Origin of the sequence: Streptomyces brasiliensis (assembly GCF_014647875.1) — a bacterium.
GTDB classification, from domain to species: Bacteria; Actinomycetota; Actinomycetes; order Streptomycetales; family Streptomycetaceae; genus Streptomyces; species Streptomyces brasiliensis.
Genome location: NZ_BMQA01000031.1, coordinates 44,117 through 65,134 on the forward strand (window position 1 = coordinate 44,117; position 21,018 = coordinate 65,134).

At 71.5% G+C, this 21,018-nt stretch carries 18 protein-coding genes and 2 pseudogenes; 12 read left to right on the forward strand and 8 right to left on the reverse strand.

Going from position 1 to position 21,018, the window contains the following annotated elements:
* Nucleotides 1-23 precede the first annotated feature (23 nt).
* Nucleotides 24-731, forward strand: a pseudogene (locus IEZ19_RS32880) (SDR family NAD(P)-dependent oxidoreductase); the annotation flags it as partial.
* On the opposite strand, the gene IEZ19_RS32885 reads toward IEZ19_RS32880, so the two are convergent.
* The 4 genes from IEZ19_RS32885 to IEZ19_RS32900 all read right to left on the reverse strand — a co-directional run bounded on the left by IEZ19_RS32885 (nt 723) and on the right by IEZ19_RS32900 (nt 5,586).
* Nucleotides 723-1,562: a hypothetical protein gene (locus tag IEZ19_RS32885; RefSeq protein WP_189314962.1), complete on the reverse strand. Its 840-nt coding sequence runs from the start codon at nt 1,560-1,562 to the stop codon at nt 723-725. The pseudogene IEZ19_RS32880 and the gene IEZ19_RS32885 sit on opposite strands and share 9 nt — an antisense overlap.
* Before the next feature lie 256 nt (nt 1,563-1,818).
* Complete coding sequence (locus tag IEZ19_RS32890; protein WP_189314963.1) at nt 1,819-2,793, reverse strand: acyl-ACP desaturase; 975 nt, start codon at nt 2,791-2,793, stop codon at nt 1,819-1,821.
* Nucleotides 2,794-3,039: 246 nt separating this feature from the next.
* Nucleotides 3,040-3,816 (reverse strand): dimethylargininase, encoded by a 777-nt coding sequence (gene ddaH, locus IEZ19_RS32895; RefSeq protein ID WP_189314964.1) that lies wholly within the window; start codon nt 3,814-3,816, stop codon nt 3,040-3,042.
* Nucleotides 3,817-3,915: 99 nt separating this feature from the next.
* On the reverse strand, nt 3,916-5,586 hold the full coding sequence (locus tag IEZ19_RS32900) for an ABC-F family ATP-binding cassette domain-containing protein (RefSeq protein WP_189314965.1): 1,671 nt from the start codon (nt 5,584-5,586) through the stop codon (nt 3,916-3,918).
* Between the two features lie 306 nt (nt 5,587-5,892).
* Between IEZ19_RS32900 and IEZ19_RS32905 the strand changes: the two genes are divergently transcribed.
* Nucleotides 5,893-6,048 (forward strand): hypothetical protein, encoded by a 156-nt coding sequence (locus tag IEZ19_RS32905; RefSeq protein ID WP_189314966.1) that lies wholly within the window; start codon nt 5,893-5,895, stop codon nt 6,046-6,048.
* Nucleotide 6,049: 1 nt separating this feature from the next.
* On the opposite strand, the gene ssgD is transcribed toward IEZ19_RS32905, so the two are convergent.
* Nucleotides 6,050-6,466 (reverse strand): spore wall synthesis regulator SsgD, encoded by a 417-nt coding sequence (gene ssgD, locus IEZ19_RS32910; RefSeq protein WP_189315003.1) that lies wholly within the window; start codon nt 6,464-6,466, stop codon nt 6,050-6,052.
* A 213-nt stretch (nt 6,467-6,679) separates the two neighbouring features.
* Here ssgD and IEZ19_RS32915 point away from each other — a divergent pair, with 213 nt between their 5' ends.
* The 4 genes from IEZ19_RS32915 to mmpA all read left to right on the forward strand — a co-directional run bounded on the left by IEZ19_RS32915 (nt 6,680) and on the right by mmpA (nt 9,143).
* Nucleotides 6,680-7,783 (forward strand): WD40/YVTN/BNR-like repeat-containing protein, encoded by a 1,104-nt coding sequence (locus IEZ19_RS32915; RefSeq protein ID WP_189314967.1) that lies wholly within the window; start codon nt 6,680-6,682, stop codon nt 7,781-7,783.
* Nucleotides 7,784-7,846: 63 nt separating this feature from the next.
* Complete coding sequence (locus tag IEZ19_RS32920) at nt 7,847-8,179, forward strand: plasmid stabilization protein (protein WP_189314968.1); 333 nt, start codon at nt 7,847-7,849, stop codon at nt 8,177-8,179.
* Nucleotides 8,180-8,226: 47 nt separating this feature from the next.
* On the forward strand, nt 8,227-8,937 hold the full coding sequence (locus IEZ19_RS32925; RefSeq protein WP_189314969.1) for an endonuclease V: 711 nt from the start codon (nt 8,227-8,229) through the stop codon (nt 8,935-8,937).
* Between the two features lie 62 nt (nt 8,938-8,999).
* Complete coding sequence (gene mmpA, locus IEZ19_RS32930; protein WP_189314970.1) at nt 9,000-9,143, forward strand: morphogenic membrane protein MmpA; 144 nt, start codon at nt 9,000-9,002, stop codon at nt 9,141-9,143.
* Nucleotides 9,144-9,372: 229 nt separating this feature from the next.
* Here the strand turns inward: mmpA and IEZ19_RS32935 are convergent, their stop codons facing one another.
* Nucleotides 9,373-10,551 carry a saccharopine dehydrogenase family protein gene (locus IEZ19_RS32935; RefSeq protein ID WP_189314971.1) on the reverse strand — a complete coding sequence of 393 codons (1,179 nt, stop codon included), beginning with the start codon at nt 10,549-10,551 and terminating at the stop codon, nt 9,373-9,375.
* A gap of 200 nt (nt 10,552-10,751) precedes the next feature.
* Between IEZ19_RS32935 and IEZ19_RS32940 the strand changes: the two genes are divergently transcribed.
* From IEZ19_RS32940 to IEZ19_RS32950, 3 genes are all read left to right on the forward strand, one after another.
* On the forward strand, nt 10,752-11,906 hold the full coding sequence (locus IEZ19_RS32940; protein WP_189314972.1) for a CaiB/BaiF CoA transferase family protein: 1,155 nt from the start codon (nt 10,752-10,754) through the stop codon (nt 11,904-11,906).
* Nucleotides 11,907-11,994: 88 nt separating this feature from the next.
* Nucleotides 11,995-13,209 carry an acetyl-CoA C-acetyltransferase gene (locus tag IEZ19_RS32945; RefSeq protein WP_189314973.1) on the forward strand — a complete coding sequence of 405 codons (1,215 nt, stop codon included), beginning with the start codon at nt 11,995-11,997 and terminating at the stop codon, nt 13,207-13,209.
* A 41-nt stretch (nt 13,210-13,250) separates the two neighbouring features.
* A complete protein-coding gene (locus IEZ19_RS32950) occupies nt 13,251-15,446 on the forward strand; it encodes a 3-hydroxyacyl-CoA dehydrogenase NAD-binding domain-containing protein (RefSeq protein ID WP_189314974.1) in 2,196 nt (731 codons plus the stop codon).
* A 19-nt stretch (nt 15,447-15,465) separates the two neighbouring features.
* Here the strand turns inward: IEZ19_RS32950 and IEZ19_RS32955 are convergent, their stop codons facing one another.
* Entirely contained in the window at nt 15,466-16,167 is a 702-nt protein-coding gene (locus IEZ19_RS32955) for a MerR family transcriptional regulator (protein ID WP_189314975.1), read from the reverse strand.
* A gap of 301 nt (nt 16,168-16,468) precedes the next feature.
* Here IEZ19_RS32955 and IEZ19_RS32960 point away from each other — a divergent pair, with 301 nt between their 5' ends.
* The 3 genes and pseudogenes from IEZ19_RS32960 to IEZ19_RS32970 all read left to right on the forward strand — a co-directional run bounded on the left by IEZ19_RS32960 (nt 16,469) and on the right by IEZ19_RS32970 (nt 19,358).
* Nucleotides 16,469-17,935 (forward strand): amino acid permease, encoded by a 1,467-nt coding sequence (locus IEZ19_RS32960; RefSeq protein WP_189314976.1) that lies wholly within the window; start codon nt 16,469-16,471, stop codon nt 17,933-17,935.
* A gap of 42 nt (nt 17,936-17,977) precedes the next feature.
* Nucleotides 17,978-18,444: pseudogene (locus IEZ19_RS32965) on the forward strand (macro domain-containing protein).
* Nucleotides 18,441-19,358, forward strand: coding sequence for a PfkB family carbohydrate kinase (locus IEZ19_RS32970; protein ID WP_189314977.1), 918 nt, complete (start codon nt 18,441-18,443; stop codon nt 19,356-19,358). Before IEZ19_RS32965 ends, IEZ19_RS32970 begins: the two are co-directional and overlap by 4 nt.
* Before the next feature lie 58 nt (nt 19,359-19,416).
* Here the strand turns inward: IEZ19_RS32970 and IEZ19_RS32975 are convergent, their stop codons facing one another.
* Nucleotides 19,417-20,910 (reverse strand): M1 family metallopeptidase, encoded by a 1,494-nt coding sequence (locus tag IEZ19_RS32975; RefSeq protein ID WP_189314978.1) that lies wholly within the window; start codon nt 20,908-20,910, stop codon nt 19,417-19,419.
* Nucleotides 20,911-21,018 lie beyond the last annotated feature (108 nt).

The window sequence follows — 21,018 nt, forward strand, 5'->3', positions numbered from 1 at the left end:
GGGCGGACGCGGGGCGGGGCGGGATGGGCGAGGCGATCACGGAGGCGGAACTGGCCGCCTTCCGCCAGGCCGTGGGCAAGCTGCGGGCGCTGCCCGTCGACGACCCGGTGCGCCTGCGGGCCGAGCAGGTCGCCGTGTCCTTCGCGCGTGACGGCCGGCTGCGCCGCCGCAAGGCCCGGGGCGCCGAGATCTCGGCGGCCGATGCAGCGGTCATGGCCGCCACCGCGACGGGCGCCCCGCACCGGCGCGAGGACGCGCCCCTCGCCGTGCCCGGCGCCGCGGGGACCTTCCGCAGACCGCGCACCTGCTACGTCTGCAAGTCGACCTATCGTCAGGTCGACTCCTTCTACCACCGGCTCTGCCCGGACTGCGCCGCCGACAACACGGCTCGCCGCGCCCTGAGCACCGACCTGAGCGGGCGCCGGGCGCTGCTCACCGGCGGCCGGGTGAAGATCGGCTTCCAGCTGGCGCTCATGATGCTCCGGGACGGCGCCGAACTCCTCGCCACCTCCCGCTTCCCGCACGACACCCTGCGCCGCTTGCGGGCCGCCGAGGGCAGCGCCGGGTGGCTGGACCGGCTCACCGTCCTCGCCGTCGACCTGCGAGACCCGCGCCAGATGCTCGGCCTGTGCGAGGAACTGCGGGCGGAGGGACGGCCGTTGGACATCCTGGTCAACAACGCCGCCCAGACCGTACGGCGACCGCCCGAGTCGCTCGCCCGTTCAGGCGAGGGCGCCCGCGGCCAGCACGAGTTGCGGGACGTTTCCGTGGTGTCTGCCGACGAGTCGCGCCAGCACCGCCCACGCCTCCTCACGGTCGCCCAAGTGGTCGTGGACGCAGGGGCGGAGGGCTTCTGCGGCCTCCTGGACCCGGGCCGGGAACAGGACATGCCCCAGGGACAGGACCTGCAGGACGCTCGCTGCGGGGCCGTACGACGTCGCGTACTCGGCCGGTCCGTCGAGCACACCGGCCTGGCACAGGCGGTGGGTGAACTTGCGGTGCGAGCCGAACTGCGTGCGCAGGGCGGGCGGGCAGTCCGGGCGTACGGCCAGGGCCCAGCGGGCGAAGCCGGGCAGCGGGCGCTCGTGGTCCGCCTCGGTGACCGTCCGCCAGTCGGAGCGGGTGAGGACCATGGACGCGGCACGGCGCGCCGCGCGCATCCCGCCGACGGCACGCAGGGCGCCGACGAGGCCGTGGTGGACGTAACTCGTGGGCACGACGGACTCCTGGTCCTTCAGCCTGTCGTCCACCGGTACGGCCTCCGTGCGGCCGGGACCGAACGGGACGCCGCGGGCGACCGCCCGGCGCAGCCCCGAGTCGGTCGGGATGTAGGGCCAGATCAGGGCGTTGAGTTCGGGGTCGTCCTGTTCCAGGACCCACAGCAGCACGGACGACGGCAACTCGCCCGACCACATCCAGGGGCGCTGCAGCCGACGCCGGACCACACTGGGATGCTCGGGCCCGGGCAGGCCGATCCGCGCCCGGACCCGATCCGCGGTCTCGTCGCCGACCAGACGGAGCAGAAAGCCGACGGCGTGCTCGGCGCCGCAGTGGTCACGCATGGCGGCATGATGCCCCACCCCACCGGCAGCACGCACCGACGAATCGGCGTGCCCCGGGCACCGTCGGTCAGACTCCGGGTGCCGCCGGCCGGGGCCACTGACGGTGGGTCGGGCCCGTGGGCCGTGAGTCAGCCCCCCCGGCGCCGGTCGGGCCCGGCGCGCGCCGCACGTCAGGTCCGTGAGCCGACGGTCGGACGCCGGGGCCGCATGTCAGCCCCGGGCCCGGCACCTTCAGCCCCAGGCCCGATTCGCTCGTTCAGACCCCGGCCCGCGCCGCCATCCGCGCCTTGCGCGCCGCCAGCTTCTCGTCGAACTTCAGGGCCTCCGCGTCCAGTCCGCCCATGAACAGCCCGAGTTCCTCCTGGGCCCGGCGTCCCTCGGGGCCGAGGCCGTCGATCTCCATGATCTTCAGGAAGCGCAGCACGGGCTGGAGGACGTCGTCGTGGTGGATGCGCAGGTTGTAGACCTCGCCGATCGCCATCTGGGCGGCGGCACGCTCGAAGCCGGGGATGCCGTGCCCGGGCATGCGGAAGTTGACGACGACGTCGCGGACGGCCTGCATGGTCTCGTCGGCTGCGATCTCGAAGGCCGCCTTGAGGAGGTTGCGGTAGAAGACCATGTGGAGGTTCTCGTCGGTCGCGATGCGGGACAGCATGCGGTCGCAGACCGGATCGCCGGACTGGTGCCCGGTGTTGCGGTGCGAGATCCGCGTCGCGAGCTCCTGGAAGGCGACGTAGGCGACCGAGTGCAGCATGGAGTGCCGGTTGTCGGACTCGAAGCCCTCGCTCATGTGGGACATGCGGAACTGCTCCAGCTTGTCCGGGTCCACCGCGCGCGAGGTGAGCAGGTAGTCGCGCATCACGATGCCGTGCCGGCCCTCCTCGGCCGTCCAGCGGTGCACCCAGGTGCCCCAGGCGCCGTCCCGGCCGAAGAGCGTGGCGATCTCGTGGTGGTAGCTGGGGAGGTTGTCCTCCGTCAGCAGGTTCACCACCAGGGCGGTGCGGCCGATCTCGGTGACCTTGGAGTGCTCCTTGTCCCAGGCCTCGCCGTCCTCGAAGTAGCCCGGGAAGTTACGGCCGTCGGTCCACGGGACGTACTCGTGCGGCATCCAGTCCTTGGCGACCTTCAGATGCCGGTTGAGTTCCTTCTCCACCACTTCCTCCAGCGCGTACAGCAGCCGCGCGTCGGTCCACACGGACGGGCTGTCGAGTTGGGGGGAGGCGATCGTCACGGGAACTCCAGGGGGGACGACGAACAAAAGAAAAGGAACTCGGGGCTTACCGGCGAGCGGTGCCGGAAACCTACGTGATCGTAGGCTACGAATCCGTAGGTTACGAGACCGTAGGTTAAGCGTGGCGTAAACCTCCCTGCTCAGACGGCGTGCGCATGATGAAAACGGACACGCCGAGTGGGCCAGGTATGCCAAGAGGCCCCGGGACGCGCAGGTCCCGGGGCCGACGCCGAAAGGATCAGCGGGTCAGGCGTACAGCTCTCGCAGCCGCACCGAGAGGCACGTCACACAGCCCTCGAGCTTCTCGAACTCGCCGATGTCCACCGCGACCACCTCGTGCCCGAGGTCGGTGAGGAGCTCGGCGGTCTTCGGCGCGCTGTCCGCCATCAGCAGCTTGCCGCCGCCGAGCAGCACCACATGGGCGCCGGACTGCTCGGGCACCGACAGGAAGCCCGGGAACAGGGACGGCCGGTCCACGCTCGGGATGTGCCCGAGCACGGTCCCGTCGGGCAACGCCGTGACCGCCGACTTCAGGTGGAGCACCTTGCTCACCGGCACGGCCACGACCCGCGCGCCCAGTGGCTCGAAGGCCGCCCGGACCTGCTGCACGCCGGCCGTGTTGGTGCGCCCGCCCCGGCCGACGTAGATGGTGTCGGCGATCTTCAGGACGTCACCGCCGTCCAGGGTGCCCGGCTCCCAGATCCAGTTCACCGAGCAGCCGAGGCTCGCCACGGCCTCCTCGACGCCCGGGGTCTCCTTCCGCCGGGACTCGGCGCCGGGGCGGGTGATCAGCGCGACGTTCCTGTACATCACCACCGTGTCCTCGACGAACACGGAGTCGGGGCAGTCGTCGGCCGGTTCCACCTCGATGGTCTCCCAGTCGTGCGCGCGCAACGCCTCGACGTACGCCTCCCACTGCTCGACGGCGCGGTCGACGTCGACCTTCTCCCGCTCGATGTGCGTCACCAGACCCTCGGCGAGACGCGGACCGGGGCGGCGGACGAGGGCCTTCTTGCTGGGCACAGCGGGTCTCCGTATCGGCGGGGCGGTACCGGCGCCCGAAGTGCGGCGCCGGTTCGCCATCATGCAGGGCAGCGCCCGCGTGGACAAAACCCTTCGTTGTCAGGCTGTGGCCCTCCTGAGATGCTCCGGGGTACCCCGCCCGCCCGGTTCCGCCGGCTCTTCCGGTGTCGTCTCCCGCAGTCGTCCCTCCTCCAGCAGCAGCCAGCGCGTGATGCCGAGCGATTCCAGGAACGGCAGGTCGTGGCTCGCGACGACCAGGGCTCCCTCGTACGACTCCAGAGCCGTCGTCAGCTGCCGCACGCTCGCCATGTCGAGGTTGTTCGTCGGCTCGTCGAGCATGAGGAGCTGCGGTGCGGGCTCCGCCAGCAGCAGCGCGGCCAGGGCGGCCCGGAAGCGCTCACCGCCGGACAGCGTCGCCGCCGTGCGGTCCGCCCGGGCACCTCGGAACAGGAAGCGGGCCAGCCGGGCCCGGATCCGGTTGTTCGTGGCGCCCGGCGCGAACCGGGCCACGTTCTCGGCGACCGTCAGCTCGCCGTCGAGGACGTCGAGACGCTGCGGCAGGAAGCGCAGCGGGACATGTGCCGTCGCCTCGCCCACCACCGGCGGCAACTCCCCGGCGATCGTGCGCAGCAGCGTCGTCTTGCCCGCGCCGTTGCGCCCGATCAGCGCGACCCGCTCGGGCCCGCGCAGCTCGAACAAGCCCTCCACGCGGGCGCCGTAGGCCAGCTCCAGGTTCCGGAGGGTCAGCACGTTCCGGCCCGGCGGGACGGCCGTGTACGGCAGGTCGACGCGGATCTCGTCGTCGTCCCGAACGGCCTCCACAGCCTCGTCGAGCCGCTCTCTGGCCTCGGCGAGCCTCTCCTCGTGCATGATGCGGTGCTTGCCCGCGGACTCCTGCGCCGCGCGCTTGCGCGCCTCCATGACGATCTTCGGCTCCCGTTTCTGCTCGAACATCTTCTGGCCGTACCGCTTGCGGCGGGCCAGTTTGACCTGGGCGTCGGCCAGTTCGCGCTGCTGTCTGCGCACGTCGTTCTCGGCGACGCGCACCATGCGCTGCGCCGCCTCCTGCTCGCCGGCCAGCGCCTCCTCGTACGAGGAGAAGTTGCCGCCGTACCAGGTGATCTCCCCGGAGCGCAGATCGGCGATCTGGTCGACCAGTTCGAGCAGTTCGCGGTCGTGGCTGACCACGACCAGCACACCCGGCCACGACGCGACGGCCGCGTACAGCCGCCGGCGTGCGTACAGGTCGAGGTTGTTGGTGGGTTCGTCGAGCAGCAGCACGTCCGGGCGGCGCAGCAGCAGCGCGGCCAGCCGCAGCAGCACCGACTCGCCGCCCGACACCTCGGCGACGGTGCGGTCCAGGCCGATGTGGCCGAGGCCGAGTTCGCCGAGGGCGGCGAACGCGCGCTCCTCGACGTCCCAGTCGTCGCCGACTGTCTCGAAGTGCTCCTCGGCCACGTCGCCCGCCTCGATGGCGTGCAGCGCGGCCCGCCGCTCGGCGATGCCCAGCGCCTCGTCGACGCGCAGCGCGGTGTCGAGGGCGACGTTCTGCGGGAGATACCCGACCTCGCCGGCCACCCGGACGGTGCCGTCGGACGGGGTGAGTTCCCCGGCGATCAGCTTCAACAGGGTCGATTTTCCTGAGCCGTTGACACCGACGAGCCCGGTGCGGCCCGGCCCGAACGCGATGTCGAGGCCGTCGAAGACGTGGGTGCCGTCCGGCCAGGCGAAGGACAGGGACGTACAGGTGAGGGACAGGGGTGTGGACATGGGCGCCTCGCGATTGCTGGATGCGGAAGGGGCAAACGCGTGTCGAGACACCGCACGGCGGCAACCAGGAAGGCGGGAAAGGCCACGAAAAAGGCCCTGTGCCGGAGGACGGCTCGAACGCCGAGGTCGCACGCTGCGCACACGCCCGAGGCGTGTGACGCGGTGACTCAGGACCTCAGACGAACAACGTCCTTCTCCTATCGACGGCAACAGAACCGTCCACCACGGTAAGAACGCCCTCGGGGACTGTCAACGCATTAAACCGGTGACCCGGGCGCACCTCGATGTCGGCTCGCCGGGCTCGGCGTGGCCTGGGGCAGCGCCGGTTCCGGGCACGCCCAGGCCGCGTATGCCGTCGTCCGCCGCGCCGCGCGGGAGCTGGTGGACGGCCGGACGTACGGCGCGCTCGCAGGCGGGCTCGACTACGGCGAGCTCGACGCCCTGTCGGCGCACGGACGCTGAGTCAGCGGGCGTCGCGCATCAGCTCCGCCAGGTCGTGGTCGAGGTCGAGCTGCTGGTGTTCGAGACCGGTGGGGACCAGGGCGCTGGTCGCCTCGAGGAACCGGCGTATCTCGCCCGAGCGGACGTGTACGACGGCGGTTCCCTCGGGGGCGTGGAACTCCAGGACGGTGCGGTCGTAGCCGTACGGCCGCACCCGTACGTCGCCGTGGCCCTCCGGGGCGTGCAGCCCGGCCGCGAGCAGCTCGCGGGAGAAGGTCCAGCGCACCTCCACCCCCTCCAGGGTGGCCGGGGCGGGGAAGGTCATCTGGACGGCGAACGGGTCGTGCCGGTCGTAGCGCAGCGTGGCGGGAATGCTCGGCATGCGCGGCGCGGCTGCGACGAGACGGGCCTCTACGGGCTGCTCGATGAGAGTGGACAACGCCTTGCTCCCTTGTGACGGCTGGACGAACTTCCGGGCGGACGGTTCCTCGTACTGGAAGAGACGACGGAATCGGCTCATCCGTGCACACACATTCCGAGTGACCTCGGTCACCGCATTCATGCACGGCAGTGGCGCGGTTGTCCCGCAGTGCTCCGAGGGGCAGTTGGGCCCTCTGGACGGCGGCGGGGCAGTGAGCTAGCTTCGCCCGCCATGAGGCGCTTGGGGAGCACGCGACGCAGGGGACGTACGAGCCGAGTGGTGGCCGCGGGGGTGGCGTGCGGGGCGGCGCTGGCCGCCCTGACGATCGGTCCCGCCGAGGCGGGGACGCCGGACCACCGCACCCCGCACTGGGAACTCAAGGACAGCGGCACCCCGGAGGTGCGCTACCGCGGACTGTCCGCCGTCGACCGCCGCACGGCCTGGGTGGCAGGCACCGGGGGCACAGTCCTGCGCACCACGGACGGCGGCGCGAGCTGGCGGAACGTCTCCCCGCCCGGCGCCACCGACCTCCAGTTCCGCGACATCGAGGCCTTCGACGCGCGCCGCGCGGTGGTGCTGGCCATCGGTGAGGGCGAGGCCTCCCGCGTCTACCGCACCGACGACGGCGGAGCGACCTGGACCGAGTCCTTCCGGAACACCGACGCGAGGGCCTTCTACGACTGCCTGGCCTTCTTCGACCGGCGGCACGGCCTCGCCATGAGCGACCCGGTGGACGGAAAGTTCCGCATTCTGTCCACCGCCGACGGCGGCCGTACCTGGCGGGTGCTGCCCGCCGCCGGCATGCCGGCCGCCCTGGACGGAGAGGCGGGCTTCGCGGCCAGCGGCCAGTGCCTGGTCACGTCCGGCCCGAAGGACGTCTGGCTGGCCACCGGCGGTGCGGCCCACGCGCGTGTGCTGCACTCCGCCGACCGCGGCCTGACCTGGAACGCGGCCGACACGCCGATCCCGGCCGGCGACCCGGCCCGGGGCGTCTTCGCCCTCGCCTTCCACGACCGCACCCACGGCATCGCCGTCGGCGGCGACTACCGCCCGGACCAGCCCTCACCGCAGGCCGCGGCCGTCACACCCGACGGCGGCCGCACCTGGCGGTCCGCCGTCACGCCCCCGCCCGCCTACCGCTCCGGCGCCGCTTGGCTTCCGCACAGCGGCACCACCGCGCTCGCCGTCGGCCCGACCGGCACCGACGTGACGACCGACGGCGGCCGCACCTGGCGCACGGTCGACACCGGGTCGTACGACACCGTCGACTGCGCGCCCGACCTGAGCTGCTGGGCGGCGGGGGAGCAGGGGCGCGTGGCACGACTCGAGAACTGACGTGAAGGACGCGGAACGCGGGTACTCGATCGCGGGACACGAAGCGAGAGGAAGTGAGCGGCCGTGCCACGCGGTTCCAGCCCCAAGCGGGAGCGTCAGTACGAGCACGTCAAGGAGAGCGCGCTGGAGCGCGGCGAGAGCACGCGGCGTGCCGAGGAGATCGCGGCCCGGACGGTCAACAAGGAACGGGCCCGGTCCGGCGAGTCGCAGCGTGCCAGCCGCACCTCCACCGAGGACATGTCGTCCGGCGAGCGCGGCGGCCGGCGCTCGCACCAGGGTGCCCAGGGGCTGACCTACGACCAGCTGTACGAGGAGGCCAAGCGGCGCAACATCCATGGCCGTTCGGACATGAACAAGGAGCAGCTGCAACGCGCGCTGGGCGGCAACAAGAGCTGACCCGGCGGGCTTCGGTGCCGGCGCGGGACCGTACAGTCGTGGTCACCATGACGACCGTACGCGTTCCCGCGGGCTGGCCCGTGACCGAGGAGCAGGCCCGCGCCGTCCAGGACGAGCTGCGCGGGCGGGTGGTCCTCGACGAGCCCGGACCGCCGCCCGGGACGGGCCGGGTGACGGGGGTCGACGTCGCCTACGACGACGCGCGCAACCTCGTCGCGGCGGCGGCCGTCGTGCTGGACGCGGCCACGCTCGAGGTCGTCGCCGAGGCGACCGCCGTCGGCCCGGTCCCCTTCCCGTACGTGCCCGGCCTGCTGGCCTTCCGGGAGATCCCCGCCGTGCTGGCCGCCCTGGAGGCACTGCCCTGCCCGCCCGGCCTGGTCGTCTGCGACGGCTACGGCCTCGCCCACCCGCGCCGCTTCGGTCTCGCCGGCCACCTCGGCGTGCTCACCGGCCTGCCCACGATCGGCGTCGCCAAGAACCCGTTCACCTTCGTGTACGACGACCCGGACCCCGCGCGCGGCAGCGTCTCCCCGCTCCTCGCGGGCACCGAGGAGGTCGGCCGCGCCCTGCGCACCCGGGACGCCGTCAAACCGGTCTTCGTGTCCGTGGGTCACCGGGTGAGCCTGGACAACGCCTGCGCCCACACTCTCGCGCTCACCCCGCGCTACCGGCTCCCGGAGACGACGCGCAGGGCGGACGCCTCGTGTCGCCGGGCACTTCGGGACGCGACGACGGACCACTCCGCGGCCTCGGGGTGAGTACGTCGTCTGAGTACCCGTACGGATGTGGCCGACCGGGCCGGCCCGGAAGGCTGGGCCGCATGACGACGCACCGTTCCGCGAAGCCCGTGAGCAACCCCGCCCAGCCCGTCGAGCGCGCCGTGACGGCCGCACTGATCCTCGCCGTACTGGCGGGGCTCGCCTGGATAGGCGGGATGATCTACACCGTGACCACGGGCCTCTAGGCGGTACCTCGTGCCCTGGGAACGGCCGGTGTGGTCGGCCTGTCCCGGCACGGGGTCAGGAACGCGGTCAGTGCCGAGAGCATCGCCTGGCCGTACTGAGCCGCGCCGTTGCTTCGGGCGCCGGGTTGCGCTCCGTGGCCCTGCTCGCGTGCACAACGGTGGGGAACGCTCTCGCCCGCGCGGCAGCCGAGCACGTCGCCCAGGACTGACGGGAAGCGCCGCTGGAGTGTCAGAAGGCCGCCGCCACCCGGAAAGTGATCCCCGCCCCGCGCAGTCGCTCGATGAGCGGGTCGCCCATCGCCACCGCCGTCGTGACCTGGCCGGCCGTCGGCGGCAGGTCGTCGAAGGCCAGGGACAGGGCCGACTCGGCGAACATCTTCGCCGTCTCGCCGTAGCCGGGGTCGCCGCCCGAGACCTCCGTGAACACCCGCCGGCCGCCGCCCTCGCCGACGAACCGCACCGTGAACCAGCTCTTCGCGCGCTTCTCGGCGCTCGGCCCGTCGCCCGGCCTGAGCCGGCCGGACAACCACCGCCGGGCGGCCGGTATCTGGGCCGCCGCGGCGACCGCGCCCACGGCGGCGACCCCGCCCAGGGCGACGGGCAGATGCCGTACGGCCGCATAGTGCCGGTAACGGAAGTCGGGACCGTACCGTTCAAGGGCCCGCGCCGATCTGCGCACGATCTGCGGGTCGATGGTCGGCAGCGGGAGCGCCCAGGCACCCACCTCCTTGGCGAACCTCGGCGCACCCGTCGGCGCGCTCGCCCGACGGCTCATCAGGCGTGGCTCGTGCCGGCCGCGGTCCCGTGCGGCGGCCAGCATCTGCCGGCCGCGCGCGAACTGGTCGAGCGCCGAGGCGAGGGTGCCGCCGGAGAAGGCCGCGTCGACGCTCACATGGCCGTCGACGGTCAGCGGCACGCCCTCCGGCAGCTGCTGGACGGTGAAGTACGCCCCGAGGTCGTGCGGGACCGAGTCGAAGCCGCAGGCGTGCACCATCCGGGCGCCGGTCTCACGCGCGCGTGCGTCGTGCCGGACGTACATGAGGTCCACGAACTCGGGCTCACCGGTCAGGTCGAGGTAGTCCGCCCCGGTGTCCGCGCAGGCGGCGACGAGTTCTTCGCCGTAGCGGATGTACGGCCCCACGGTCGAGGCCACCACGCGCGCGTGCTCGGCGAGCCCCCGCAGAGTGTCCGGGTCGGCGACGTCGGCGCGCAGCACGCCGACCTCGGAGCCGCCCGGCAGCTGCTCGCGCAGGGCCTGGAGCCTGCCCTCGTCACGGCCGGCGATCGCCCAGCGCAGGTCCTTCGGCGCGTGCGCGGCGAGGTAGTCCGCGGTGAGCGTGCCGACGAAGCCAGTGGCTCCGAAGAGGACGATGTCGTAGGGGCGGTCCGCCCTCTTTAGCCTGCTCATGACACCCCTTGGTCCGTGGCGCGCGCCGTTGTCCGTGGCTGAGGCTAGCGTGGGGAGCGAGCGGCCCGACGCTCGCCCCTGGCCGCAGGCTCGTCGGGGTAAGTTGGCTAAGCGCTTGCTCGCCACCTCTTGTGTCGGGTGGAACACGTTCTTAGCATCAGTGGTGTTACAGCGGTGGTGTCACATCGACTGGGGGCCGCATGACGACGGCAGGGACGCCGACGCCGGGACACGGCCCGCTCACGGGCGTGCGGGTGGTCGAGCTGGCCGGCATCGGGCCGGGCCCGTTCGCCGCCATGCTCCTGGCCGACCTGGGCGCCGACGTCGTGCGCGTGGACCGGCCCGGCGGCCCGGGGCTCGGGATCGACCCGGCGTACGACATCACCAACCGCAACAAGCGCTCCGTCGTCGTCGACCTCAAGGTGGACGGCCCGGACCGCGTCCTCGACCTGGCCGCACGCGCCGACATCCTGATCGAGGGCTACCGCCCCGGCGTCGCCGAACGCCTCGGTGTCGGCCCCGAGGCCTGCCACGCCCGCAACCCCCGGCTGGTCTACGGCCGGATGACCGGCTGGGGCCAGGACGGCCCGCTCGCCCCGCGGGCCGGCCACGACGTCACGTACATCGCCGTCACCGGCACCCTCGGCATGATCGGAGCCCCGGACGAGCCCCCGGTCGTCCCCGCCAACCTGGTCGGCGACTACGCGGGCGGCTCCCTCTACCTGGTCGTCGGCGTCCTCGCCGCGCTCCACCACGCGTGCGCGACCGGTACCGGCCAGGTCGTCGACGCCGCCATCGTGGACGGCACCGTCCACCTCGCCTCGATGATCCACGGCATGCTCGCGGCCGGCGGCTGGCAGGACCGGCGCGGCACCAACCTGCTCGACGGCGGTTGCCCCTACTACGGGACGTACGAGACGTCCGACGGGCAGTATCTGGCCGTCGGCGCCCTGGAGCGGCAGTTCTACGAGGAGTTCCTGCACCGGCTCGACCTGGACGACCTCGCCCCGGCCCACAAGGACTGGACCCGCTGGGGTGAACTGCGCGAGCGGGTCGCCGAGCGTTTCCGGTCCCGCACCCGCGACGAGTGGACGGCCGTCTTCGAGGGCTCCGACGCATGCGTGGCGCCCGTCCTGTCCCTGCGCGAGGCCCCGCACCACCCGCACCTCGCAGCCCGCGGCACCTTCATCGACCAGGGCGGCATCACCCAGCCCGCCCCGGCCCCGAGGTTCAGCGCCACGCCGACCACCGTCCGCACCGGCCCCGCTCTGCCCGGCACCGCCACGGAGGACGTGGCCCGCGACTGGGACGTGCCCCGGCTGCTCGCCGACGACCGCCGAAAGGACGGCGACTGATGGAGCCCGCCGCTTTCCGGGGATACCCACTCCGAACGCCGGTCCCCCAGACCCTCCGCTGTGAAAACCCTCGTTGAAAGGCCTCTCAGTGAGCACCGAAGCGTACGTGTACGACGCGATCCGCACCCCGCGCGGCCGCGGCAAGGCGAACGGCGCCCTGCACGGCACGAAGCCGATCGACCTGGTCGTCGGCCTCATCCATGAGATCCGCGACCGCTTCCCGGGCCTGGACCCGGCGGCGATCGACGACATCGTGCTCGGCGTCGTCGGCCCGGTCGGCGACCAGGGCTCCGACATCGCCCGCATCGCGGCCATCGCCGCCGGTCTGCCCGACACGGTCGCCGGCGTCCAGGAGAACCGCTTCTGTGCGTCCGGCCTGGAGGCCGTCAACCAGGCCGCCGCCCGGGTCCGCTCCGGCTGGGAGGACCTGATCCTCGCCGGCGGTGTCGAGTCGATGTCCCGGGTGCCGATGGCCTCCGACGGGGGCGCCTGGTTCAACGACCCGATGACCAACATGGCCACGAACTTCGTGCCGCAGGGCATCGGCGCCGACCTCATCGCCACCATCGAGGGCTTCTCCCGCCGCGACGTCGACGAGTACGCGGCCCTCTCGCAGGAGCGCGCGGCGGGCGCCGCGAAGGACGGCCGCTTCGAGCGCTCCGTCGTCCCGGTCAGGGACCGCAGCGGCCTCGTCGTCCTCGACCACGACGAGCACCCGCGCCCCGGCACCACCGCCGACTCCCTCGCCAAGCTGAAGCCGTCCTTCGCCGACATCGGCGAGCTGGGCGGCTTCGACGCCGTGGCCCTGCAGAAGTACCACTGGGTCGAGAAGATCGACCACGTCCACCACGCGGGCAACTCGTCCGGCATCGTGGACGGCGCCTCGCTCGTCGCGATCGGCTCCAAGGAGGTCGGCGAGCGCCACGGCCTCACCCCGCGCGCGCGGATCGTCTCCGCCGCCGTCTCCGGCTCCGAGCCCACCATCATGCTCACCGGTCCCGCGCCCGCCACCCGCAAGGCGCTCGCCAAGGCCGGGCTGACCATCGACGACATCGACCTCGTCGAGATCAACGAGGCGTTCGCCGCGGTCGTGCTGCGCTTCGTGAAGGACATGGGCCTGTCCCTGGACAAGGTCAACGTCAACGGCGGCGCGATCGCTCTCGGCCACCCGCTCGGCGCCACGGGCGCGATGATCCTCGGCACGCTCGTCGACGAGCTCGAGCGCCAGGACAAGCGCTACGGCCTCGCCACGCTGTGCGTCGGCGGCGGCATGGGCATCGCCACCATCATCGAGCGCATCTGAACTCCCCGCGGAATCACGACACTTCAACGGAGACGACTGTCATGACCGAAAGCACCACCATCCGCTGGGAACAGGACGACACCGGCGTCGTCACCCTCGTCCTCGACGACCCCGACCAGTCCGCGAACACCATGAACCAGGCGTTCCGCGACTCCCTCGCCGCGATCACCGAACGCCTGGAAGCCGAGAAGGACAGCATCCGGGGCGTCATCTTCACCTCCGCCAAGAAGACCTTCTTCGCCGGCGGCGACCTGCGCGACCTGATCCGGGTCACGCCCGGGACCGCGCAGGACCTCTTCGACGGCAGCCTCGCCATCAAGCGCAACCTGCGCCGCATCGAGACCCTCGGCAAGCCGGTCGTCGCGGCGATCAACGGCGCGGCCCTGGGCGGCGGCTTCGAACTCGCCCTCGCCTGCCACCACCGCGTCGCCCTCGACACCTCCGGCACCAAGATCGGCTGCCCCGAGGTCACCCTCGGCCTGCTGCCCGGAGGCGGCGGAGTCGTCCGCACCGTACGCCTGCTGGGCATCGCCGATGCCCTCCTGAAGGTCCTCCTCCAGGGCACCCAGTACAACGCGCGGCGCGCCCAGGAGAACGGCCTCGTCCATGAAGTGGCCGAAACGCCGGAGGAGCTGCTGGCCAAGGCCCGCGCCTTCATCGATGCCAACCCCGAGTCCCAGCAGCCCTGGGACAAGCCCGGCCACCGCATCCCGGGCGGCACCCCGGCCAACCCCAAGTTCGCCGCCAACCTGCCCGCCTTCCCGGCCAGTCTGCGCAAGCAGACCAATGGCGCGCCCTACCCGGCGCCGCGCAACATCCTCGCCGCGGCCGTCGAGGGCTCCCAGGTCGACTTCGAGACCGCCCAGGTCATCGAGGCGCGCTACTTCGTCGAGCTGGCCGCCGGGCAGACCGCGAAGAACATGATCCAGGCGTTCTTCTTCGACCTCCAGGCCGTCAACTCCGGCGCCAACCGCCCCAAGGGCGTCGAGCCGCGCAAGGTCCGCAAGGTCGCCGTCCTGGGCGCCGGGATGATGGGCGCGGGCATCGCCTACTCGTGCGCCCGCGCGGGCATCGAGGTCGTTCTCAAGGACGTCTCCCTGGAGGCCGCTCTCAAGGGCAGGTCCTACTCCGAGAAGCTGTGCGCGAAGGCCGTCTCCCGGGGCCGTACGACCCAGGAGAAGGCGGACGCGCTGCTCGCCCGCATCACCCCCACCGCCGAGGCCGCCGACCTCGCGGGCTGCGACGCGGTCATCGAGGCCGTCTTCGAGGACCCGGCGCTCAAGCACAAGGTGTTCCAGGAGATCGAGCACGTCGTCGACGCCGACGCGCTGCTGTGCTCGAACACCTCCACCCTCCCGATCACCGCCCTCGCCGAAGGCGTCGAGCGCCAGGCCGACTTCATCGGACTGCACTTCTTCTCGCCGGTCGACAAGATGCCGCTCGTCGAGATCATCAAGGGTGAGCGCACCGGCGACGAGGCCCTCGCCCGCGCCTTCGACCTCGTCCGGCAGATCAACAAGACGCCGATCGTCGTCAACGACTCGCGCGGCTTCTTCACCTCGCGCGTGATCGGACACTTCATCAACGAGGGCGTCGCGATGGTCGGCGAGGGCATCGAGCCCGCGTCGGTCGAGCAGGCGGCGGCGCAGGTGGGCTACCCGGCCAAGGTGCTGTCCCTGATGGACGAGCTGACGCTGACCCTGCCGCGCAAGATCCGCAACGAGTCCAAGCGGGCCGTCGAGGAGGCGGGCGGCACCTGGCCGGCGCACCCCGCCGAGGCCGTCATCGACCGCATGGTCGACGAGTTCGGGCGCCCGGGCCGCAGCGGCGGCGCGGGCTTCTACGAGTACGGCGAGGACGGCAAGCGCGCCGGACTGTGGCCGGGCCTGCGCGAGCACTTCACCAAGCCTGGGCACGAGATCCCGTTCCGCGACATGCAGGAGCGGATGCTCTTCTCGGAGGCGCTGGACACCGTCAAGCTCCTCGAGGAGGGTGTCCTGACGTCGGTCGCCGACGCCAACATCGGCTCGATCTTCGGCATCGGCTTCCCGGGCTGGACCGGCGGCGTCCTGCAGTACATCAACGGCTACGACGGCGGCGCCGGGACAGGGGTCGGCCTGCCGGGCTTCGTGGCACGCGCGCGTGAGCTGGCCGACCGCTACGGCGAGCGCTTCACCCCGCCCGCCCTGCTGATCGAGAAGGCCGAGAAGGGCGAGACCTTCACCGACGGGCGCTGACGGATCTTGCAGGAGTGGCTCACCCCTCCTCCGGGGTGAGCCACTCCTGCAGTTCCTGCCTCAGCGACCGCTGAAAGGTCGTCAACAGGGCCTGCACCACCAGCGGATGCATGTGCGCCGACAGCGACTTCACATCCCGGGTGTCTCGTTCGGCGACCGCGTCCCGCAACAGCGACGACAGCTCCCGGGCCGCCGCCCGTGAGTGCTCGATCAGGGCGGTGCGGGCCGCCAGGATCGTCTCCTGCGAGAACGGCACGTCGAGCAGTTCGACGCCGAGCCGGAGCAGCCCGGCGTCGACCCGGAACGCGTCACCGTCCCGCTCGACCACGTTCATCGCGGCCAGCCGGTCCAGGTCGTCCTCGGTCAGCGGCCGTCCCGAACGCCGCTCCAGTTCCGCGCGTGAGAGCCTCTCCGAGGTGTCCGGGGCCCACGAGGACACAACGGCCCGGTGCACTGCGAGATCCCGGGCGCTCAGGTCCGGCGGCAGCTGCCGCAGGTACCGCTCGATCGCGGCCAGGGTCATGCCCTGGTGCTGGAGCTCCTCGATCAGCGCGAGACGCGCGAGATGCCCGGGGCCGTAGTGGCCCACCCGGCGCGGACCGATCACCGGCGGCGGCAGCAGCCCCTTGGTGCCGTAGAAGCGGACCGTGCGCACCGTGAGGCCCGCCCGGGCGGCCAGCTCGTCGATCGTGAGGGTCGGCTCCTCAGTGTCGGTCGTCATGTGCAGCAGTATCGCTGTCTCACCAATGCTGTGAAACCCGCGATCGCGAGGATTCCGTGCGCCACGTCATGGGGCGGGTGGCTTTCGGAGTGTGTACGATCGCAATTAGATGTAGTATACATCTATATTGTGGGCTGGTCCGCGTGAGAAATCGCGCCGTGTGACGTGTGCCATCGCATACTGAGTGATCACTCTGGGAACGTGCTGTCTTGGTCCGTGCCGCGACACAAGGGCGGTGCGGACCTTGCACATCACGGACACCTGGGCGACAATGCCCGGGCACCAGAGAGTGGAACCGCCCTTGAGCAAGGACGCCGTCGAATCGGTACAGGTCGCCGCCCACCCCCAGGCGACCGGGACGCCCGCTGACGCGGGCGACGCCGGATACAGCAAGGACCTCAAGCACCGCCACGTCAACATGATCGCCATCGGCGGTGCCATCGGTACCGGCCTCCTGCTGGGGGCCGGCGGACGCCTGCACAACGCGGGACCGGCACTCGCCCTGGCCTATCTGGTCTGCGGCGTCTTCGCCTTCTTCGTCGTCCGAGCACTCGGCGAACTGGTCCTGTACCGGCCGTCCTCCGGCTCGTTCGTGTCGTACGCGCGCGAGTTCCTCGGCGAGAAGGGCGCCTACGTCGCCGGCTGGATGTACTTCCTGAACTGGTCGACCACCGGCATCGCCGACATCACCGCGATCGCGCTGTACACGCACTACTGGAGCATGTTCACGTCCATACCGCAGTGGGTGCTCGCGCTGATCGCCCTCGCGGTGGTCCTGGCCGTGAACCTGATCTCGGTGAAGATCTTCGGCGAGCTGGAGTTCTGGTTCGCCATCGTCAAGGTCGCCACCATCGTCGGCTTCATGCTGATCGGCATCTTCCTGCTCGCCACCCAGCACAAGGTCGGCGGCCAGACCCCCGGCCTGAGCATGATCACCGACCACGGCGGAATCTTCCCGCACGGCGTGATGCCCGTCGTCCTGGTCATGCAGGGCGTCATCTTCGCCTACGCCGCGCTGGAACTGGTCGGTGTCGCCGCCGGCGAGACCTCCGAGCCGCACAAGATCGTCCCGCGCGCGGTGAACTCGATCATGTGGCGCGTGGGCCTGTTCTACGTCGGCTCCGTCGTGCTGCTGGCCCTGCTGCTGCCCGGCTCCGTCTACTCGGGCGACCAGAGCCCGTTCGTGACGGTCCTGTCGAAGATCGGCATCCCGGCGGCCGGCGACGTGATGAACCTGGTCGTCCTCACCGCCGCCATGTCGTCCCTGAACTCCGGCCTGTACTCCACCGGCCGCATCCTGCGCTCCATGGCCATGGCGGGCTCGGCGCCGAAGTTCACGGCCCGTATGAACCGCAGCCAGGTGCCGTACGGCGGCATCCTGCTGACCTGCGCCGTCTGCGTGCTCGGCGTCGGCCTCAACTACCTGGTGCCCACGCAGGCCTTCGAGATCGTGCTGGAGGTCGCCTCCCTCGGCATCATCAGCACCTGGGTGATCATCATGCTCTGCCACATGGTCTTCGTCCGGCGTGCCAGGGCGGGCCTGGTGGCCCGGCCGTCCTTCCGCCTCAAGGGCAGCCCCGTCACCGAGATCGCCACGATCGCCTTCCTGCTGGTCTGCCTCGGCATGATGTGGAACGACCCCGAGGTCGGCCGCAAGACCCTGCTGCTCATCCCGGTGATCGCCGTCATGCTCGTCGCGGGCTGGTTCGGGGTGCGCCGCCGGGTGTCGAGGTCCGCCGACCAGGAGCTGGGCGAGCTCACGAAGTAAGAGGTCACGGCCACTGTCAGTGGCAGCGCCTACGGTGGCGTCATGTCGGAGATCAAGTACGTCCGGGGTGACGCCACCGTGCCGTCCGGCAAGGGCGTCAAGGCGATCGCCCACGTCTGCAACGACGTCGGAGGCTGGGGCAAGGGCTTCGTCCTCGCACTGTCCCGGCGTTGGCCGCCTGGCACCGCGGCCGCGCGGGCAACGACTTCGGCCTGGGCGCGGTCCAACTGGTCCGGGTCGAGCGGTACATGTGGGTGGCCAACATGATCGGCCAGCGGGGCACACGGACCGGCAGCAAGGGCGTCCCCGTCCGGTACGAGGCCATCGACACGGCGCTCGGCCGGCTCGCGGACGAGGCGGACGAACTCGGCGCCTCGGTGCACATGCCTCGCATAGGCTGCGGTCTCGCGGGCGGAAAGTGGTCCCGGATCGAGCCGTTGATCACCGAGCGGCTGGTGGAACGGGACATCGCCGTGACGGTGTACGACCACGGGGAGGGTGGCGGATGAGCGACGAGACCGATGTCCTGGTGCTCGGCGGCGCGGGCGTGGACACCATCGTGTACGTACCGGAACTGCCGCTCCCGTACGCCGACAGCTACATGATCGACTCCGGGATCCGCACCCGGGCCGGACAGACCGGCGACTTCGTCGCGCTGGGACTCGCCGCTCTCGGCCTGCGCACCCACCACCTCGACCTGCTCGGCGACGACCCCGAGGGCGACCTGGTCCGCGCCCTGCACCGGGAGCGGGGCATCGCGCTCACCGCGATCCCGCAGCCCGCGGGCACCAAGCGCGCGGTCAATCTGGTCGGCCCGGACGGACGCCGGCTGTCCTTGTACGACACCAGCCGCGCCCACGCCGACGACCGTCTCCCGGATCCGGTGCTGCGCTCCCTGGCGGCGTCCAGCAGGCACGCGCACGTCGCCATCACCCACCCGTGCGCCCACGCCCTGCCCGTCCTGCGCGAGTCGAGCGTGACCCTCTCCACCGACCTGCACGACTGGGACGGCGAGGATCCCTACCACGAGCCGTTCGCGCATGCCGCGGACATCGTGTTCCTGTCGGCGACGGCCCTCACCGACCCCGAGCGGATCATGCACCGCATCGCCGAGCGGGGCAGGGCACAGGTGGTGGTCGCCACGGCCGGCGCCGAGGGCGCCCAGCTGCTGGCCGACGGCGAGCTGACCCGTGTACCGGCCGTCGCCCCGCCTGCGCCGGTGGTGGACTCCAACGGCGCGGGCGACGCGTTCGCCGCCGCCTTCCTCTTCGGCCACCTGACCGGCGAACCGCCCCGGCGGTGCGCCCTGTACGGGGCGGTGGCCGGGGCGTACGCCTGCACGGTGCCCTCGACGGAGACGGCGGCGATAGGCCGGGAGGAACTCCTGGACCGCGCGGCCGAGTCGGCTGCCGCCATGCGGTGAGGAGGCGGGGAAGCAGCCCCGGCCCATGCTCGTCGGTGCGGGTTGTCCGTGCCGGCCGTCAGTGCTGGTGCACGTCGTGCGTGGCCTCGATCTTCTTCCACGACTTCGGCTGAGCCGCGACCGTCGCCGCCTTCGCGACGGATGCCGTGCGGGCCGCCGGGGCCGCGGGCTTGACCGGCTCGAAAAGCCACGTGTCGAACAGCGCGGCCAGTGGCTTGCCGGACACCTGCTCGGCGTACCGCTGGAAGTCGGCGACCGACGCGTTGCCGTACGCGTGCTTCTTCGGCCAGCCCTTCAGGACGGCGAAGAACGCGTCGTCGCCGATCTCGTTGCGCAGCGCCTGCAGAGCCAGCGCGCCCCGGTCGTAGACGGCTGCGTCGAACTGGTTGTCCGGACCCGGGTCACCGGGCGCGACCGTCCAGAACGGGTCGTCGGCGGGGTGCGAGTCGTAGACGTAGTCCGCCAGTTCCTGCGCGGTGCCCTCGCCCTCGTGCTCGGACCACAGCCACTGCGCGTACGACGCGAAGCCCTCGTTGAGCCAGATGTCCTTCCAGCCCTTCACCGACACGGAGTCGCCGTACCACTGGTGCGCCAGCTCGTGCACGACCACAGAGGTGTTGGAACCCCGCGCGAACTGCCGCGGGCTGTAGAACACCCTGGTCTGCGTCTCCAGCGCGTACCCGGTGGTCGTGTCGGGCACATAGCCGCCCGCCGAACCGAAGGGGTACGGCCCGAAGTACTCGCTCAGCCAGTCGACCAGCTCCCCGGTCCGCTCGACGCTCGCCCGCGCCGCCCCGTCGTTCTCGCCGAGGTCCTTGCTGTAGGCGTTGACGACCGGAATGCCGCCCTCGGAAGTGCCGGTCGTGATGTCGAACCGCCCGACCGCCAGGGTGGTCAGATACGTGGCCTGCGGCTTGTTCTCGCGCCAGTTCCAGCGGGTCCAGCCCAGCTGTGAACTCGTCGACTGGAGCGTGCCGTTGGAGATGACCTGGATGCCGTCCGGCACCGCGACGGACACGTCGTAGGTGGCCTTGTCGAGCGGGTGGTCGTTGCTCGGGTACCACCACCAGGCAGCCTCGGGCTCGTCCGCCGCGACGGCGCCGTCCGGCGTGCGGTGCCACGTCGAGAAGCCGTACGCGCTCTTCGTCGACGGCACCCCGCCGTAGCGCACGACCACCGTGATCGACGTGCCCTCGGCGAGCGGCTTCTTCGGCGTGACCACCAGCTCGTGCTCGCCCGAGGCGGTGAACGCCGCCTTGGTGCCGTTCACCCGCACCTCGCTCACGTCCAGCAGGAAGTCCAGGTCGAAGCTCGACAGGTCCTGCGTGGTCTTCGCGAGGATCGTGGTCGTACCCTCCAACTCGTCCGTCGCGGGCCGGTACTGCAGCCGGACGTCGTAGTGGGAGACGTCGTAACCGCCGTTGCCGTAGTACGGATAGTAGGGGTCGCCGATGCCCGGTGCGCCCGGGGCGAAGCTCGCGGCCGATGCCGGGATCGCCAGCAGGAGGGAGGCCGCCGCCAGTGCGCACGGCGCGAGGATTCTGCGGTGCACGAGAACTCCAAGTCGTAGAGCCGAGAAGTCTGTTCGGAGCCTATTCAGACCCTGGGGGCTCTGACGTGTCCACAGCAGCCACTGTCACACGATCGCCATTCGGCCGAC